This window comes from Lelliottia sp. EB106-05-01-XG201, assembly GCF_058791735.1.
This window is the reverse complement of record NZ_JBYTDV010000001.1, coordinates 1,298,238-1,314,340: the sequence shown is the minus strand read 5'-3', so window position 1 is coordinate 1,314,340 and position 16,103 is coordinate 1,298,238. Positions and strand designations below refer to the sequence as shown.

The 16,103-nt window shown below is 57.4% G+C and carries 18 protein-coding genes; 5 read left to right on the top strand and 13 right to left on the bottom strand.

Features of this window, described 5'->3' with window-relative positions; genetic code table 11:
- Positions 1-35: 35 nt before the first annotated feature.
- The 4 genes from AC3WS9_RS06175 (at position 36) to AC3WS9_RS06160 (ending at position 4,663) form a co-directional block, all read left to right on the top strand.
- Positions 36-1,580, top strand: a complete 1,545-nt coding sequence (locus AC3WS9_RS06175; RefSeq protein ID WP_492487326.1) for a PTS transporter subunit EIIC — start codon at positions 36-38, stop codon at positions 1,578-1,580.
- 11 nt (positions 1,581-1,591) lie between these two features.
- The gene (locus AC3WS9_RS06170) at positions 1,592-2,959 is read left to right on the top strand and encodes a 6-phospho-alpha-glucosidase (RefSeq protein ID WP_492487324.1); all 1,368 of its coding nucleotides are present in this window, start codon (positions 1,592-1,594) and stop codon (positions 2,957-2,959) included.
- Positions 2,960-3,047: 88 nt separating this feature from the next.
- A complete protein-coding gene (sseA, locus tag AC3WS9_RS06165; RefSeq protein WP_492487322.1) occupies positions 3,048-3,893 on the top strand; it encodes a 3-mercaptopyruvate sulfurtransferase in 846 nt (281 codons plus the stop codon).
- Entirely contained in the window at positions 3,893-4,663 is a 771-nt protein-coding gene (locus tag AC3WS9_RS06160; RefSeq protein WP_492487320.1) for a MurR/RpiR family transcriptional regulator, read from the top strand. Before sseA ends, AC3WS9_RS06160 begins: the two co-directional genes overlap by 1 nt.
- Positions 4,664-4,681: 18 nt before the next feature.
- On the opposite strand, the gene sseB is transcribed toward AC3WS9_RS06160, so the two are convergent.
- The 11 genes from sseB to trmJ form a co-directional block, all read right to left on the bottom strand.
- A complete protein-coding gene (sseB, locus tag AC3WS9_RS06155) occupies positions 4,682-5,458 on the bottom strand; it encodes an enhanced serine sensitivity protein SseB (protein WP_285146882.1) in 777 nt (258 codons plus the stop codon).
- 96 nt (positions 5,459-5,554) lie between these two features.
- Positions 5,555-6,841, bottom strand: coding sequence for an aminopeptidase PepB (gene pepB, locus AC3WS9_RS06150; protein WP_492487318.1), 1,287 nt, complete (start codon positions 6,839-6,841; stop codon positions 5,555-5,557).
- A gap of 63 nt (positions 6,842-6,904) precedes the next feature.
- A complete protein-coding gene (gene iscX, locus AC3WS9_RS06145) occupies positions 6,905-7,108 on the bottom strand; it encodes a Fe-S cluster assembly protein IscX (RefSeq protein WP_100779311.1) in 204 nt (67 codons plus the stop codon).
- An 11-nt stretch (positions 7,109-7,119) separates the two neighbouring features.
- Positions 7,120-7,455 (bottom strand): ISC system 2Fe-2S type ferredoxin, encoded by a 336-nt coding sequence (fdx, locus tag AC3WS9_RS06140; protein ID WP_282494196.1) that lies wholly within the window; start codon positions 7,453-7,455, stop codon positions 7,120-7,122.
- A gap of 1 nt (position 7,456) precedes the next feature.
- Positions 7,457-9,307: a Fe-S protein assembly chaperone HscA gene (gene hscA / locus AC3WS9_RS06135; RefSeq protein ID WP_492487316.1), complete on the bottom strand. Its 1,851-nt coding sequence runs from the start codon at positions 9,305-9,307 to the stop codon at positions 7,457-7,459.
- A 15-nt stretch (positions 9,308-9,322) separates the two neighbouring features.
- On the bottom strand, positions 9,323-9,838 hold the full coding sequence (gene hscB, locus AC3WS9_RS06130) for a co-chaperone HscB (protein WP_492487314.1): 516 nt from the start codon (positions 9,836-9,838) through the stop codon (positions 9,323-9,325).
- A gap of 76 nt (positions 9,839-9,914) precedes the next feature.
- The gene (iscA, locus tag AC3WS9_RS06125; RefSeq protein WP_282494193.1) at positions 9,915-10,238 is read right to left on the bottom strand and encodes an iron-sulfur cluster assembly protein IscA; all 324 of its coding nucleotides are present in this window, start codon (positions 10,236-10,238) and stop codon (positions 9,915-9,917) included.
- A gap of 13 nt (positions 10,239-10,251) precedes the next feature.
- Positions 10,252-10,638 carry a Fe-S cluster assembly scaffold IscU gene (iscU, locus tag AC3WS9_RS06120; RefSeq protein ID WP_005120408.1) on the bottom strand — a complete coding sequence of 129 codons (387 nt, stop codon included), beginning with the start codon at positions 10,636-10,638 and terminating at the stop codon, positions 10,252-10,254.
- Between the two features lie 22 nt (positions 10,639-10,660).
- Positions 10,661-11,875 carry an IscS subfamily cysteine desulfurase gene (locus AC3WS9_RS06115; RefSeq protein ID WP_492487311.1) on the bottom strand — a complete coding sequence of 405 codons (1,215 nt, stop codon included), beginning with the start codon at positions 11,873-11,875 and terminating at the stop codon, positions 10,661-10,663.
- A gap of 120 nt (positions 11,876-11,995) precedes the next feature.
- A complete protein-coding gene (gene iscR / locus AC3WS9_RS06110) occupies positions 11,996-12,487 on the bottom strand; it encodes a Fe-S cluster assembly transcriptional regulator IscR (protein WP_282494191.1) in 492 nt (163 codons plus the stop codon).
- 202 nt (positions 12,488-12,689) lie between these two features.
- Positions 12,690-13,424, bottom strand: a complete 735-nt coding sequence (gene trmJ / locus AC3WS9_RS06105) for a tRNA (cytosine(32)/uridine(32)-2'-O)-methyltransferase TrmJ (RefSeq protein WP_285146889.1) — start codon at positions 13,422-13,424, stop codon at positions 12,690-12,692.
- A 135-nt stretch (positions 13,425-13,559) separates the two neighbouring features.
- Between trmJ and suhB the strand changes: the two genes are divergently transcribed.
- Positions 13,560-14,366, top strand: coding sequence for an inositol-1-monophosphatase (suhB, locus tag AC3WS9_RS06100; protein WP_282494189.1), 807 nt, complete (start codon positions 13,560-13,562; stop codon positions 14,364-14,366).
- Positions 14,367-14,427: 61 nt separating this feature from the next.
- Here the strand turns inward: suhB and AC3WS9_RS06095 are convergent, their stop codons facing one another.
- Entirely contained in the window at positions 14,428-15,408 is a 981-nt protein-coding gene (locus tag AC3WS9_RS06095) for a nickel/cobalt transporter (protein ID WP_492487308.1), read from the bottom strand.
- Positions 15,399-16,037: a DUF1007 family protein gene (locus AC3WS9_RS06090; RefSeq protein WP_282494187.1), complete on the bottom strand. Its 639-nt coding sequence runs from the start codon at positions 16,035-16,037 to the stop codon at positions 15,399-15,401. Before AC3WS9_RS06090 ends, AC3WS9_RS06095 begins: the two co-directional genes overlap by 10 nt.
- Between the last annotated feature and the right edge of the window lie 66 nt (positions 16,038-16,103).

Sequence of the window (16,103 nt, the reverse complement as noted above, 5' to 3'; positions counted from 1 at the left end):
CACCCTGAGTGCGCGGTTCACTTAGAGAGATAGCCATGAAACGAGCCGTGAACGCCCTACAAAATTTCGGAAAATCATTGTACGGACCGGTACTTATCTTACCGATTGTCGGGCTGTTTATCGCCTTCGGCAACGTATTGGGTAACGGTAATCTTGCCGAGTATGTGCCGTTTCTCGGCCATCCTCTGATTCAACACACAGGACAGCTGATTGCTAAATCGGCGGTCTCGGTGCTTGTGAATCTGGCGCTGGTCTTTGCGGTCGGCATTCCCATTGGCCTCGCCACGCGTGACAAAGGTTACGCGGCGCTGATAGGCCTGGTGACCTTTGTAGTGTTTATCAATGCCATGAATGTGACGCTCCAGTTGCAAGGGCATCTGGCCCCCGCCGATCAGATGAAAGCCGCCGGGCAGAGTATGGTATTAGGCGTTCAGGTGCTGGAGATGGGCGTGTTCGCCGGGATCCTCACCGGTGCTCTGTCGGGATACCTGTACAACAAATACTCCGGCGTACAGTTTAACGGCGCGATGGCGATCTACTCCGGGCACTGCTTCGTGGCCATTGTGATGCTGCCGGTGTCGATGGTCCTCGGCGTGGTGATGAGCGAGCTGTGGCCTTTTGCCCAGCACGGGATCAGCGCCATGGCGCTTGCCATTAAAGGTTCGGGTCCGTTTGGCGTCGCAATTTACGGTTTCCTGGAGCGCATTCTGGTGCCAACGGGTCTGCATCACCTGGTTTATACCCCGTTCCTGTATACGGAGCTGGGCGGGACGCAGGAGGTGTGCGGCACCGTCTATCAGGGCGCGCGGAATATCTACTTCGCCGAAATGGCCTGCCCGGAAGTGAAACAGCTCAGCAGCACGGTGGTGTGGGATGCGCGTGGGATCAGCAAGATGTTCGGTCTCCCCGCCGCGGCGCTGGCGATGTACGTCACTGCCCGACCGGAGCGTAAAGCGCTGGCGAAAGCCATTCTGATCCCGGCGGCGCTGACCTCGCTGCTGGTCGGCGTGACCGAACCACTGGAGTTCTCCTTCCTCTTCGTCGCCCCGCTGCTGTTTGTGGTTCACGCGGTGCTGACCGGTCTCGGCATGATGCTGTTCTACCTGTTGGGCGTCCACGCCATCGGTGCCAACGGCATTATCGATTTCATTCTCTACAACCTGCCGCTGGGCACGGAGAAGTCGAACTGGCCGATGTACATCGTGGTCGGGATGATCATGTTCGCCCTCTACTTCATCGTGTTCCGCTTCCTGATCCTGCGCTTCAACATGAAAACGCCGGGCCGTGAGGATGACGAACAGGAAACCCGTCTGTACAGCAAGCAAGAGTATCAGGCGAAAGGCAGCAACGACGGACTGGGCGAGTCCATCGTGGTCGGTCTCGGCGGGCGAGCAAATATTGAAGTGGTGGATAACTGCTACACCCGACTGCGCGTCACCGTCAAAGATGTCGACATCATCGACGAGCCACGCCTCAAGGCGACGGGCGCGAAAGGCATTATCAAGCAAGGTAACAACGTTCAGGTGGTCTACGGGCTGCACGTCAAAAAAATGCGAGAAGCCGTTGAGACGTTTCTCTGAAGGAGCCAAACATGTTTAAACCTCCCTTTATTCTCTCCATTGCCGGTGGCGGCAGCACCTACACGCCGGGCATTGTGAAAAGCCTGATGGTCCAGCTGCAGGATTTCCCGCTGGCGGAAATTCGCCTGTACGACATCGACGCCGCGCGCCAGGACACCATTGCGCCAGTGGTCGAAAAAGTGATTCGCGACCACAGTCAGAGCATCAAATTTACCGTTACCCACGACCCGGAAGTGGCTTTCAGCGGGGCACACTTTGTCTTCGCTCAGATGCGCGTCGGGCAGTACAAAATGCGCGAGCAGGATGAGAAGATCCCCCTGCGCCACGGCGTGGTCGGCCAGGAAACCTGCGGCCCCGGCGGGCTGGCCTATGGTCTGCGCACGATTTTGCCGATGGTGGAGCTGATCGATCTGGTCGAGCGTTACGCTCACGAAAAAGCCTGGATCGTGAACTACTCTAACCCGGCGGCGATTGTGGCGGAAGGCGTACGCCGCCTGCGTCCCAACGCCCGCGTGCTGAACATCTGTGATATGCCGGTGGCGGCGATGCGTAATATGGGCGCGATTCTGGGTGTGGATCGTCACAAGCTGGAAGTGGACTATTTTGGCCTCAACCACTTCGGCTGGTTTACCCGCGTACTGGTGGACGGCGTCGACAGACTGCCCGAGCTGCGCCGTCACATCGCGCAATACGGCCTGCTGACGGAAGATGCCGCCAGAACCGACCCGCAGCACTCGGACCCGTCGTGGGTAAAAACCTGGCGCAACATTAAGCCGATCATGGATAACTTCCCGGAATACCTGCCGAACCCGTATCTGCAGTATTACCTGATGCCAAACCAGATTGTGGAGCATCAGAACCCGGACTACACCCGCGCCAACGAAGTGATGAACGGGCGCGAGAAAAAGCTGTTCGCGGCGGCGGAAGAGTACAAACGTACCGGTATTCTCTCCGACGCTTTCCACGTCGGCGTGCACGGCGAGTTTATTGTCGATGTGGCGCGTTCGCTGGCGTTCAACCTGCGTCAGCGCCATCTGGTGATGGTCGAAAACCGTGGGGCGATCACCAACTTGCCGTACGACGCGGTGGTGGAAGTCCCGGCCTATATCACCTCCGAAGGGCCAGAGCCGATTCGCGTGGGCCAGGTTCCGCTGTTCCATCAGACGCTGCTCCAGCAGCAGCTCGCCTCTGAGCAACTGCTGGTGGAAGCGACCATCGAAGGCAGCTACGAAAAAGCGTTGCAGGCATTTACCCTGAACCGCACCGTGCCGACGATGGAGCATGCGAAAGCCATTCTCGATGAGATGATCGAGGCCAACCGCGACTACTGGCCTGCGCTGCAAAAAGCGTGGCAGGACGGCGAAGCGGTGAAAAAATAAGGGCTTGCTCGCGAGTTGAACGTGGTGTGCTTGTCGGTGTCAGATAAAACACCGACAATCCTTTTTTAAGGAAAAAATGGAGGCACCCATGTCCACCTCATATTTTGTCGCAGCCGACTGGCTTATCGAACACAGCGACGATCCGGAAGTGCAAATCCTCGATGCGCGCATGGCCCCGCCAGGCCAGGAGCATCGCGACGTTCCCGCGGAGTACCGCGCCGGACATCTTCCGGGCGCGGTCTTTTTTGATATCGAAGCCCTCTCCGATCACACCTCTCCCCTGCCCCACATGCTGCCGCGCCCGGAAGCTTTTGCCGTGGCAATGCGTGAGCTGGGCATCAGCCGCGATAAACACCTGGTGGTGTACGACGAGGGCAATCTGTTCTCCGCCCCGCGCGCGTGGTGGATGCTGAAAACCTTCGGCGTCGAGAATGTGTCGATTCTGGCCGGCGGACTGGCGGGCTGGCAGCGCGACGAACTGCCGCTCCAGCAGGGTGATGTTTCGCTTGCGGAAGGTGATTTTGACGCCACGCTTGACGCGAGCGTGGTGAAACGGCTGACCGACGTCCTGCTCGCCAGCCACGAGAAAACGGCGCAAATCGTCGATGCCCGCCCGGCTCCCCGCTTTAATGCTCAGGCAGACGAACCGCGTCCCGGCCTGAAACGCGGCCATATTCCTGGCGCGCTCAATGTGCCGTGGGGCGATCTGGTGTTTGAAGGCGAGCTGAAAACCACCGACGAACTGAGCGAGATTTTTGAGCGTCAGGGTGTGGATTTGCACAAACCGGTGATTGCGAGCTGCGGCTCCGGCGTCACGGCCTGCGTGGTGATTCTGGCGCTGGCAACGCTCGGCGTGACCGACGTGACGCTGTACGACGGGGCGTGGAGCGAATGGGGCGCACGGGACGATCTGCCGATCGAACCCGCTCAATAATGGATAACCGACTGGCAACGCTACTGACGCGCGGGGAGTCTCTGACCCGCGCGGAATATCGCGTCCTGGCCCATCTCACGGAGCATCCGCTGCTGGTGGGCAATATCACGGTACGCGAGCTGGCGCAGGCGACCTTCGTCTCAACGGCGACCATCATGCGCCTGTGCCAGAAGCTGGGGTTTAGCGGCTTTAGCGAGTTCATCTGGCACTGCAAACAGTTACTCACCGATACACCGCACATTGCGAGCGAGGCTCAGGATTTACCGCAGCTGCCCGCCCTGTTCAGTCAGTTTATCGCCAACTATCAGCAGACCTTTCAGTGGGTAACGGAAGATAAGCGCCGTCAGTTTGCGACGCTGCTGCGCGAGAAAGAGAGTTTCTTCCTGTACGGTGCCGGGTTTTCCTATCTGTTCGCCGAGTACCTGACCAAAAAGCTGCAGGTGCTGGGCAAAACGGCGTTTATTTCCGGACCGGGCGACAGCCGGAATATCTTTCTGAGTAACGCCGCGCGCTATCAGGTGTTTATCGCGGTGTCGCGCAGCGGCGAGACGGAGCAGGTGCTGGATAAAGCGCGGATCGCCAAAAACGTCGGCATGACGGTGATCGCCTTTACCCGCGCGTCAGCAAATACCCTGGCCGGAATGGCGGATTTGCATTTCGCGCTGTATGACGAAGCGGTGCATTTCGCCGCCGAGGCCGCAGGGGTGACGTCGTTTGAATCGAATCTGGTGCTGCTGATGGATTTGCTGTTGCTGGAAGCGACGGGGTGAGTGCTCACCCCGACCGCTTCAGATAATGCGGGTGGTTTTCAGATCGCGCAAGAAGCCGCCCCAGCGACGTTCGTAGAACGGCGTGATGTGCTCGGTAATAAAGTGGCTGATGCCCTTCTCACCTTTCACGACCTGACAGATATCAATCGGCTCGTCGCCCGGCAGGGTGTCGGTGGCCACGCTGCCAGCCGCCTGAATGATCTCCTCGATGTCACCGTCCGCTTCAATGCCGATCAGCAGAACGGGCTGTTCTTCGGCACTCTCTTTGATCGAGCAGAGAAACGCGCGTTTCACCGGCTTGATGGTTTTAAACAGCGTGGTCAGGGAGTCGATCATCTGCGCCGGGGGTTCGGCCACTTCGGAGAGCAGCAGGGTTTCGCCGCCTTCCAGCACTTCCTGCGTGCTCAGCGGGTTGCCCTCTTCGCCAATCAGATGGCTGATTTCGCGCGGGGTGAACTCTTTTCCGGTCGGGAGTTTGGCGTTGAGGAACAGGGTTTCGCCAAGCGTCATTTCAAACAGCGTGCGCACGGGCATGACCACGAACGCCTGTTCGTCTTCGACCGCCTGCTGCAGGGCTTCCAGCGAGGTGAAGAACGGGATGACGGAAGTGCCGTCGTCTTTCTCCCAGTGCAGCAGATCCAGCGCGCTGTCTTCGACAACCTGCTCGCCTTCCGCCGCGGTTCCCGGCACCCAGACGGTAGACTCCAGCAGGGTGCGGAAAAATGCCGGACGGTGGGCGGGTTCAGTCGCCGCCTGCTCCAGCAAAGTTTCTAATTCGTTTTTGGTTTCGGACATAGTTTCGTTACGTTTTTCGCCCGACGGCGCTGCGCTTGCACGGGCCTACGGGTTTTGTAGGCCGGGTAAGCGCAGCGCCACCCGGCATTAAGCCAATTATTCAGCCGTCAACAGATTCGCAATAGTACGCACACCCAGACCGGTGGCACCCGCAGACCACTGCTCGACGCCCGCTTTACGGTAGGTCGCGGAACAGTCGATGTGCAACCAGCCTTCACGATAGTTTTCAACGAAGTGGGACAGGAAACCTGCCGCAGTGCTTGCGCCCGCCGGGTAGGCTGCGCTGGCGGTGTTGTTCAGCTCGGCAAAGTTGGACGGCAGCTGGCTGCGGTGGAATTCCGCCAGCGGCAGGCGCCAGAACGGTTCGTTCTCAGCGGCGGCACTCGCCAGCAGACGCGCGGCCAGTTTGTCGTCGAAGCTGAACAGAGCGTGATAATCGTTGCCCAGGGCGGTTTTCGCCGCACCCGTCAGGGTCGCCATGTCGATGATCAGCTCTGGTTTCTGCGCGGAGGCGTCAATCAGGCCATCGGCCAGCACCAGACGGCCTTCGGCGTCGGTGTTCATCACTTCAACGTTTTTACCGTTGCGATAGCGAATGATATCGCCCAGCTTGAAGGCGTTGCCGCTCACCATGTTGTCGGCGCAGCACAGATACAGTTTCACGCGCTTGTTCAGACCGCGAGTGATAGCAAACGCCAGCGCGCCGGTGATGGTGGCTGCGCCGCCCATGTCGGATTTCATGGAGTCCATGAAGGCGCTCTGCTTCAGGCTGTAGCCGCCGGTATCAAAGGTAATGCCTTTCCCGACCAGGCACGCAAAGACCGGAGCCTGTTTATCGCCGGTTGGGTTGTAATCCAGTGCCAGCAGGACCGGTGGACGCTCGGAGCCGCGACCCACGGTGTGAATGCCCATGTAATTCTGCTCACGCAGATCTTCACCTTTGGTGATGCGATACGACATTTTGTCGCCCGCCGCTTTGCACAGCAGATCGACCGCGCGCTGCGCCAGCTGCTCAGGACCGAGCTCTTCCGCCGGGGCGTTGATGGTGTCGCGCACCCAGTCGATGATGGTCAGACGGTTTTCCAGCTCTTTCTGCGCGGCTTCATCGAGGTTTGCCCACTCGACTTTACGGGTGCCTTTCGGGCCTTTGTAGCCCGCCCAGAATGCCCAGCTGCGATCCGTGTCCCAGCCAACTCCAGCCAGCGTGACGTGCTTGATGCCCAGACCGTCAATTTTACGCGCGGCGCGCTGGATCAGGCCCAAGTCATCGGAATCGTTCAGGTGCAGGGTAATGCCGTCATTATTAATGCTGTAGGTGGCATTGTCGCCCCAGCGTGCGTCCGCAGGCTGTGTAGAGAGCGTAATTTTCATCGCTTCGGTCATTTTATTTTTCCTTATTAGCAACTAGCAAACGGGCCGCCAGAGGCAGCCCGTATGATCTTTCCACTAAACGTCTGCTTCATCTAACCAGACTAACAGAATCGCCTCCAGAATTTTTTCATTGGATGCGCTGGGATCGTCGTCAAAATCTTCCAGGTCGCAGATCCACTGATGCATATCGGTGAATCGTACGGTCTTCGGATCGAGATCCGGGTTGGCGTCGTATAGCGCCTCGCCGATTTCGCGGCTATCGGTCCACTTCAGTCCCATACTACCCCCTGTTAGTGCTCACGCGCATGGTTGATAGTGTAACGCGGGATTTCGACCACCAGGTCTTCATCGGTGACACGCGCCTGGCAGCTTAAACGGCTGTCTGGCTCCAGACCCCATGCTTTATCCAGCATGTCGTCTTCGTCTTCGGTGCTTTCCGCGAGGGAGTCGAAACCTTCACGCACGATGCAGTGGCAGGTGGTGCAGGCACAGGATTTTTCACAGGCGTGTTCCACTTCGATACCGCCCCGCAGGGCAACGTCGAGGATAGTTTCGCCGGTCTCAGCTTCCAGAACTGCGCCATCCGGACAGAGGTCCGCATGAGGCAGAAAAACAATCTTTGGCATATTAAACCTCGTCCACGGACTGGCCTTTCAGCGCGGTACGGACAGACTGGTCCATACGGCGTGCGGCGAAATCCTGGGTTTGCTTATCAACGTTTTTAATCGCTTGTTCTATTGCGTCAGCGTCATCGCCTTCGGCCACGGCGCGTAACTGCGCAACGGCCTCGTCAATCACCTGGCGCTCTGCGGCGCTTAGCAGCGCGGCATCAGCAGTGAGTGCGCCTTCCAGACTTTCCAGCACGCGCGCGGCTTCGACTTTCTGCTCCGCCAGCATACGTGCCTTCACATCCTGTTCGGCATAGCTCATTGAATCCTGAATCATGGAGGCGATTTCGCCATCGGTCAGACCGTAGGACGGTTTCACCTGGATAGAAGACTCCACGCCGGTCGATTTTTCCATCGCCGTGACGCTCAGCAGGCCGTCTGCATCCACCTGGAAGGTGACGCGAATATGCGCTCCGCCAGCAGGCAGCGCCGGGATACCGCGCAGCGCGAAACGCGCCAGCGAGCGGCAATCCTGAACCAGCTCGCGCTCACCCTGCATTACGTGGATGGACATCGCCGTCTGACCGTCTTTGAAAGTGGTGAACTCCTGCGCGCGCGCCACCGGAATGGTGGTGTTACGCGGGATCACTTTCTCGACCAGGCCGCCCATGGTTTCCAGCCCTAAAGAGAGCGGAATCACATCGAGCAGCAGCATTTCGCTGTCCGGCTTATTGCCGACCAGAATGTCCGCCTGAATCGCGGCGCCAATCGCCACCACTTTATCCGGGTCGATGGAGGTGAGCGGCGTGCGGCCAAAGAACTCGCCGACGCGTTCACGCACCAATGGTACGCGGGTTGAACCGCCCACCATCACCACTTCCAGCACCTCGCTGGCTTCGACGTTAGCGTCTTTCAGCGCGCGACGGCAGGCCAGCAGGGTACGTTTTACCAGCGCGGCAATCAGTTCGTTGAACTGCTCGCGGGTGATTTCCCCGCTCCAGCCCGCCACGTTAACGGTGACAGACTGCGCGTCGCTGAGCGCGATTTTGGCGTCGATAGCGGCGTCGAGCAGCTCACGCTGCACGCGGACGTCGCTGCGATCGGCAATGCCCGCCTGCTCGCGAATGTAATCCGCCAGCAGATGGTCGAAGTCGTCGCCGCCGAGGGCAGAATCGCCACCGGTCGCCAGCACTTCGAACACACCGCGGCTGAGGCGCAGAATGGAGATATCAAAGGTGCCGCCACCGAGATCGTAAACGGCAATCACCCCTTCCTGACCGGAGTCGAGGCCGTAGGCAATCGCCGCAGCGGTCGGTTCGTTGAGCAGGCGCAGCACATGCAGCCCAGCCAGACGCGCGGCGTCTTTGGTGCCCTGACGCTGAGCGTCGTCAAAATAGGCCGGAACGGTAATTACTACGCCGTCGAGTTCGCCTTCCAGCGTGGCGGTCGCACGGGCGGCCAGCGCTTTCAGAATGTCAGCAGAGACGCGAATCGGGTTGAGTAAACCGGCATCGGTTGCGATCATCGGCAGGCCATTTTCACTGGCCTGCAGCTGATACGGCAGGTGCGGGTAACGTGTCTGGATATCGACCAGCGAGCGGCCCATCATGCGTTTTACCGAGCTGATGGTATTGGCGGGGTCTTTCGCGGCATTGGCGCGCGCGTCGTATCCCACGGAGTGGCCATGCTGCTTGTAGTAAACCACGGAAGGCAGCAGGTGACGCCCTTCGGCGTCTGCCAGGGTTTCGGCCTGGCCGCTGCGCACGGTCGCGACGAGAGAATTGGTGGTACCTAAATCAATGCCCACCGCCAGACGACGCTGGTGCGGTGCGGCGCTCAGACCAGGCTCACTAATTTGTAATAAGGCCATGTTAAGCTTCCAAAATCAGAAATCGAGCAGCTTTTCTTCGAGTTGTTCAGCACTGCTTCGCAGTTTATCGAGAAAACGCAGCTTGCGTACAGTGTCCGCCGCCACGTCCCACGTCTCGTTATTCAGTTGTTCAACCATCTGCTGATGGCGGGTATCGAACATCGCTTTCACCCGTTTGATGAAGCTTTCAAGACGGACTTCGTCTTTCGCCTGTTCGATCTCATCCAGCTCTTCGCGAAGCTCCAACTGTTCCATCAGGAAAGCCGTGTCGCGGACGGTGTGTTGCTCACTCGCCAGATCAAAACCGTGGAGTGAAAGCAGATATTCTGCGCGCGAGAGCGGGCTGCGCAGGGTTTGCCACGCCTGGTTGATGGTGGCCGACTGCGAAACCGCAGCCAGTTGCTCCGCCGGTGACCCGCTGGCAAATTTATCCGGATGGAATTGACGTTGCAGATCCTGGAAACGAACCGTCAGGGCCTGGATATCGATCGGGTACTGGGCGGGCAACCCAAAGAGGGTGAAGTAATCCATAACAATCTCAGGGTTAGCCAGTTAGAACAAACCCCACACGTAGCCAGGCCACGGTGGGGTTTCGGTTAACGCGCAGTTAAACGTGGAAGCTTTCGCCGCAACCGCACTCGTCTTTTACGTTCGGATTGGTGAATTTAAAGCCTTCGTTCAGGCCTTCTTTCACAAAATCCAGCTGAGTGCCGTTGAGAAATTGCAGGCTCTTGCCATCGACTACTACCTTCACGCCTTTGTCTTCAAACACGGTGTCATCCGTCGCCGGTTCGTCAACAAACTCCAGTACATAAGCCATACCGGAACAGCCGGAGGTACGTACGCCCAGTCGCAGGCCAAAGCCTTTACCACGGTTCGCCAGAAAGGCGCTTACTCGCGCGGCAGCGCTGTCGCTAAGGGTAATCGACATACTCAAACCTCAATTATTTTGCTTCACGTTTGCTTTTATAGTCCGCAATGGCGGCTTTGATCGCGTCTTCTGCCAGGATAGAGCAGTGAATTTTCACCGGTGGCAGTTCGAGTTCGTCAGCAATATCAGTGTTTTTAATTGCCTGTGCTTCGTCCAGAGACTTGCCCTTCACCCACTCGGTGACCAGGGAGCTGGATGCGATCGCAGAACCGCAGCCGTAAGTCTTGAAACGTGCGTCTTCAATGATACCTTCATTGTTGACTTTAATCTGCAACTTCATCACGTCGCCACAAGCCGGAGCGCCGACCATGCCGCTACCAACGCTTTCGTCGCTGTTGTCGAAAGAGCCAACGTTGCGTGGGTTCTCGTAATGATCAATAACTTTTTCGCTGTAAGCCATGTTGAATTCTCCTTCGTACCGATTAGTGATGTGACCATTCAATGCTGTTCAGATCCACGCCCTGTTTGAACATTTCCCACAGTGGAGAAAGGTCACGCAGACGGCCGATGGAGTTACGAACCAGCTTGATGGTGTAGTCAATCTCTTCTTCGGTAGTGAAGCGACCTAAAGAGAAACGGATAGAACTGTGTGCCAGCTCGTCGGTCATGCCCAGCGCGCGCAGCACGTAGGATGGCTCAAGGCTTGCAGACGTACAGGCAGAACCAGAAGAGACCGCCAGGTCTTTCAGAGCCATAATCAGCGATTCGCCTTCAACATAGTTGAAGCTGACGTTGAGGATGTTTGGAGCGCCCTGCTCGAGGGAGCCGTTAAGATATACTTCTTCCATATCTTTCACGCCGTCCCACAGACGGTTACGAAGCGTGCGCAGACGCGCCATCTCGCTTTCCATCTCTTCTTTTGCAATACGGTAAGCTTCACCCATGCCGACGATCTGGTGAACAGGCAGCGTACCGGAACGCATGCCGCGCTCGTGACCGCCGCCGTGCATCTGTGCTTCGATGCGGATACGTGGCTTACGACGAACGTACAGCGCGCCGATACCTTTCGGGCCATAGATTTTGTGGCCGGAGAAGGACATCAGGTCCACTTTCAGCTGGCTCAGGTCGATAGGCAGTTTGCCCACGCTCTGGGTGGCATCTACGTGATAGATGATGCCGCGCGCACGGCAGAGTTCGCCGATGGTCGCGATATCCTGCACCACGCCGATTTCGTTGTTAACGTGCATGATGGACACCAGAATGGTGTCGTCGCGCATGGCCGCTTCGAGCTCTTTCAGGTCGATAATACCGTTGCTCTGTGGGGCGAGATAGGTGACCTCAAAACCTTCACGTTCGAGCTGGCGACAGGTGTCCAGCACGGCTTTGTGTTCGGTTTTGCTGGTGATGATGTGCTTGCCTTTTTTCTGATAGAAGTTGGCCGCACCTTTAATCGCCAGGTTGTCGGATTCGGTCGCACCGGAGGTGAAAACAATTTCACGCGGGTCGGCACCAACCAGCTCAGCAATCTGATTACGGGCGATATCAACCGCCTCTTCAGCATGCCAGCCAAAACGGTGTGAACGGGAAGCTGGGTTACCAAAGTTTCCGTCCAGGGTCAGACACTGCATCATTTTCTCGGCAACACGCGGGTCCACCGGCGTGGTTGCGGAGTAATCGAGATAGATCGGTAATTTCATTGTTCTATAAACTCCGTACATCGCTCTAATGCAAGGAATCAGGCTAACCGGCTGGATGTACGACCGAGTAGACGGGGCGAGCTAACGCCCCGGCCTGATTCGAAAAATCTTATCGTTTTTTTAAGCGCGTAACTTAACGTCGATCGCGTCTTGTCCGCGGGTGCTGCGTTGTGATTCATGGCTGTGCTGGCGGCCAGATACATCCAGAACTTCCTGGTTATTCACCAGTTCACCGAGGGTGATGTTGTTCAGGAAGCCGGTCAGACGGTCGCTCAGATCGCGCCACAGCGCATGGGTCAGGCATTTATCGCCGCCCTGACAGCCGCCTTTGCCCTGGCAACGGGTCGCATCTACCGACTCATCAACAGCGCTAATGACTTCGCCTACTGCAATACTGCCCGCGTCTTTACCCAGCAGATAGCCGCCGCCTGGGCCGCGCACGCTGGAAACCAATCCGTTTTTACGCAATCTGGAGAACAGCTGTTCCAGATAAGAGAGGGAAATTCCCTGACGTTCAGAAATATCAGCCAACGGAACCGGGCCCGATTCAGAGTTGAGCGCAACGTCCAGCATCGCGGTCACAGCATAACGCCCTTTAGATGTCAGTCTCATGTCTTACTTAACCTCAAACTCGCCCCTGCCCGGGGTTTTTTATTGTAAAATGGGGGGTATTGCATAGCAGGGCCAAGTCTGACATTCCCGACTAAATTGGTCAACTATTTACTTGACTGTTTTAGTCAGGTATTTAGCCATATGTGCGCTCAAAGCCTTGCCTGGTGGCGCTTCGCTTACCCGGCCTACAAAATCGTGCGCATTACTCTTTATTCTTCTGCTCAATAATCGACGCCAGCATCCCGCGCAGAATGTTCAGCTCCTGCGTTTCCGGGCGAGCGCGGGTAAACAGACGGCGCAGCTTGTTCATCACCTGGCCTGGGTGCGACGCGCGGATAAAACCGGTGGTCAGCAGCGTTTGTTCCAGATGACCGTAGAAACGCTCCAGATCGTCCACCAGCGGATACGCGGCCTCTTCTTCCTGCTCGGCGCTGACGCCTTTTTCCTGAGTTGCCAGCCATGCCATACGTACTTCGTAGGCGATAACCTGCACCGCCATCGCCAGGTTCAGGGAGCTGTATTCCGGGTTTGCGGCAATCGCCACGTGATAATGACACTTCTGCAGCTCGTCGTTAGTCAGACCCACGCGCTCACGGCCAAACACCAGGGCGATCGGTGCCTGCTGAGCTTCGGCGACGCTTTTCAGGCCGCATTCGCGCGGATCGAGCATCGGCCACGGCAGCGTACGTGAACGCGCGCTGGTACCGACCACCAGGCTACAGCCCGCCAGCGCTTCGTCGAGGGTATCAACGATCTGCGCGTTGCCGATCACGTCACTCGCGCCTGCTGCCAGGGCGATGGCCTGAGAATCTGGTTTCACCAGCGGATTGACCAGCCACAGATTGGTTAAACCCATGGTTTTCATAGCGCGGGCGACAGAGCCCATATTGCCGGTGTGCGATGTTTCGACCAGTACGATTCGGATGTTTTGCAGCATAATGAGTTTTTCGAAAGCCAGTGTCTGAAGAATATTCGGCCATATTATCATAAACGAGAGACATGATCCGAACTCGCTGCTATACTCTGGGCCGTTTTCGTTTCCCTGTTCTTTAACATCCAGTGAGAGTAACCGATGCAACATCCTATGTTGACCATCGCCGTGCGCGCAGCGCGCAAGGCGGGTAATGTAATTGCCAAACACTACGAAACACCAGATTCTGTAGAAACCAGCCAGAAAGGCAGCAATGACTTTGTGACTAACGTCGATAAAGCCGCAGAAGCGATTATTGTCGAAACCATTCGCAAATCTTACCCGCAGCACACCATCATCGCTGAAGAAGGCGGTGAAATGACAGGCGAAGATCAGGATGTTCAATGGGTAATCGATCCACTGGATGGCACCACCAACTTCGTTAAACGCCTCCCACATTTCTCTGTTTCTATCGCTGTACGCATCAAAGGCCGTACTGAAGTGGCCGTTGTTTACGATCCAATGCGTAACGAACTGTTCACCGCAACCCGTGGTCAGGGCGCACAGCTGAACGGCTACCGTCTGCGCGGCAGCAACTCTCGCGATCTGGATGGCACTATTCTGGCGACCGGTTTCCCGTTCAAAGCCAAACAACACGCTCAGACCTACATGAAGATCCTCGGCAAGCTCTACACCGAATGCGCGGATTTCCGTCGCACCGGTTCTGCTGCGCTGGATCTGGCTTACGTTGCCGCGGGCCGCGTTGACGGTTATTTCGAAATCGCCCTGAAGCCGTGGGATTTTGCAGCAGGCGAACTGATTGCCCGTGAAGCAGGCGCCCTGGTGTGCGACTTCACCGGCGGTCATAACTACATGATGAGCGGTAACATTGTTGCCGGTAACCCGCGTGTAGTGAAAGCGATGCTGGCGAACATGCGTGACGAACTGAGTGAAGCGCTGAAGCGTTAATTCCTTTCGGTTCCCTCTCCCTGTGGGAGAGGGTTAGGGTGAGGGCATCAGGCCGCACCCTTTAAAACGGTCGTAACCCCCGCCCCACCGGCACCGCGCTGACCCACATCGTCACCGCCGCCACCAGTAAAATCACGCCTCCCGCCAACGCCAGCGTCGTCCAGCCCACCTGCCGCCACAGTACCGGCGTTTTGTTGCCGCTCAGTTTCACCGCCAGCTGGCGAAAACTGTGGACCAGCAAGGCCAGCGACGTAATCGTCAGCGACGTTCCCGCCGCCATCGCCAGCGCGGAGATCACGCCCCAGCTAAACACCCCAATCACCTTACTGAACAGCAGCACCATGATCGCCCCGGAACAGGGACGCATCCCCATCGACAGGATAATCACCAGCCGCGCGCGCCAGTCGTCCCCGCTTTGCAGCTGCTCCTGCGTCGGCAAATGCTGATGCCCGCAGCCACAGTGTGCATCGTGAACATGATGCGGCGTAAACGCTTTGAATTTGGTTTTTTGCAGCAAGGCCCGCAGTTTTTTGACCGCTCGCCAGCAGAGCAACAGCCCCAGCACACCCACCAGGGCATAACTGCCCTTCTCCAGCCAGAAGCTGCTCATGTGCAGCTGGCGAGCCGGGAGTTGCAGCACCGTCAGCACCACAACCACCAGCGCAATTGCCACCAGCCCCTGCAATAAAGAAGAGGCGAGCGTCAGGCCAATACTCGATTTGAGCTTTGAAGGATGGGTCGCAAGCCAGGTGGTGATCACAATTTTTCCGTGGCCCGGCCCCAGGGCGTGCAGCACGCCGTACAGAAAACTGAAGATCAGCAGCGAACCACCCGCTTTGGTCGGATTCTCCGCCACCGCCTTGAGCAGCCCGCTCATCTGCTGATTAACCTCGCGCTGCCAGATGATGCTTTTCATCATCACCTGCGGCCACGCCTGCCAGAGCCACAATGCGCCAACGGCGGCCAGAATCAGAAACAGGAATAGCGGCCAGAGATGCAGCCAGCGGCGTTTTTTACTGAGTGAGGAGACAATCACTGACATTGGACGGTCACCTGCTGCGCAAACTGTTTACCCAAATCCATATCCTCCGGCGGCGCGTCGGCTTTATCGAGGGACAGCGCAAAATTCATCGTCTCTTCGCTCGGCGTTGGCGTATGGACCGCAATTTTGCAGCGCTTTTGCAGCGCGGCGGGAAGGGTCGCGTCTTTGTCCTCGGCATAGCTCATGTCGACGTAGTAGCTCGGGTCAAAGGTCGAAAACGTGTATTTCTGCCCGGCGAGCGGCTGCGGTTCCGCCAGCGGCAGAATAAAGGTTAACACCGCCTGATGACCGTCGCGCTCCATCCCGTAGGTGGTGGGCCGATTGAGGAATTTCACTTTCTGGCCGTTGTGCCAGAACTCGGTGAAGTAGTGCTGCCCGAGCACATTCGCCATCACCTCCGCCGCCAGCTTTTTCCAGATCTCATCGCCCGGTTTCGCATTGCCCGCGTCATAAAGCAGATCGGCTGATGTAATTTCATCCATCGTCCAGCGCATTTTCAGCCCGCTGAGGTGCGTATCATCCGCGACAATTTCCGTCTGCAGGCTGATAAAACTGTGAGGATGCGCGGCAGCGGCAGAAGATAAAACCGCCAAAAATAGCGCCGTCGCGCTGTGTTTAACTATTTGCATCTATTCCTCACGTCAAAAATTCTGTGATGTTCTCCCGCATTCCTGACGGAAAGACCCGCGGGTGCG

Bases quoted from the DNA above. Each gene is read 5' to 3' on its own strand.
- iscR (WP_282494191.1), bottom strand. From the start codon at position 12,487: ATGAGACTGACATCTAAAGGGCGTTATGCTGTGACCGCGATGCTGGAC.
- sseA (WP_492487322.1), top strand. From the start codon at position 3,048: ATGTCCACCTCATATTTTGTCGCAGCCGACTGGCTTATCGAACACAGC.
- iscU (WP_005120408.1), bottom strand. From the start codon at position 10,638: ATGGCTTACAGCGAAAAAGTTATTGATCATTACGAGAACCCACGCAAC.
- iscX (WP_100779311.1), bottom strand. From the start codon at position 7,108: ATGGGACTGAAGTGGACCGATAGCCGCGAAATCGGCGAGGCGCTATAC.
- AC3WS9_RS06170 (WP_492487324.1), top strand. From the start codon at position 1,592: ATGTTTAAACCTCCCTTTATTCTCTCCATTGCCGGTGGCGGCAGCACC.
- AC3WS9_RS06175 (WP_492487326.1), top strand. From the start codon at position 36: ATGAAACGAGCCGTGAACGCCCTACAAAATTTCGGAAAATCATTGTAC.
- sseB (WP_285146882.1), bottom strand. From the start codon at position 5,458: ATGTCCGAAACCAAAAACGAATTAGAAACTTTGCTGGAGCAGGCGGCG.
- fdx (WP_282494196.1), bottom strand. From the start codon at position 7,455: ATGCCAAAGATTGTTTTTCTGCCTCATGCGGACCTCTGTCCGGATGGC.
- hscA (WP_492487316.1), bottom strand. From the start codon at position 9,307: ATGGCCTTATTACAAATTAGTGAGCCTGGTCTGAGCGCCGCACCGCAC.
- pepB (WP_492487318.1), bottom strand. From the start codon at position 6,841: ATGACCGAAGCGATGAAAATTACGCTCTCTACACAGCCTGCGGACGCA.
- trmJ (WP_285146889.1), bottom strand. From the start codon at position 13,424: ATGCTGCAAAACATCCGAATCGTACTGGTCGAAACATCGCACACCGGC.
- AC3WS9_RS06095 (WP_492487308.1), bottom strand. From the start codon at position 15,408: ATGTCAGTGATTGTCTCCTCACTCAGTAAAAAACGCCGCTGGCTGCAT.
- AC3WS9_RS06115 (WP_492487311.1), bottom strand. From the start codon at position 11,875: ATGAAATTACCGATCTATCTCGATTACTCCGCAACCACGCCGGTGGAC.
- AC3WS9_RS06160 (WP_492487320.1), top strand. From the start codon at position 3,893: ATGGATAACCGACTGGCAACGCTACTGACGCGCGGGGAGTCTCTGACC.
- AC3WS9_RS06090 (WP_282494187.1), bottom strand. From the start codon at position 16,037: ATGCAAATAGTTAAACACAGCGCGACGGCGCTATTTTTGGCGGTTTTA.
- hscB (WP_492487314.1), bottom strand. From the start codon at position 9,838: ATGGATTACTTCACCCTCTTTGGGTTGCCCGCCCAGTACCCGATCGAT.
- suhB (WP_282494189.1), top strand. From the start codon at position 13,560: ATGCAACATCCTATGTTGACCATCGCCGTGCGCGCAGCGCGCAAGGCG.
- iscA (WP_282494193.1), bottom strand. From the start codon at position 10,238: ATGTCGATTACCCTTAGCGACAGCGCTGCCGCGCGAGTAAGCGCCTTT.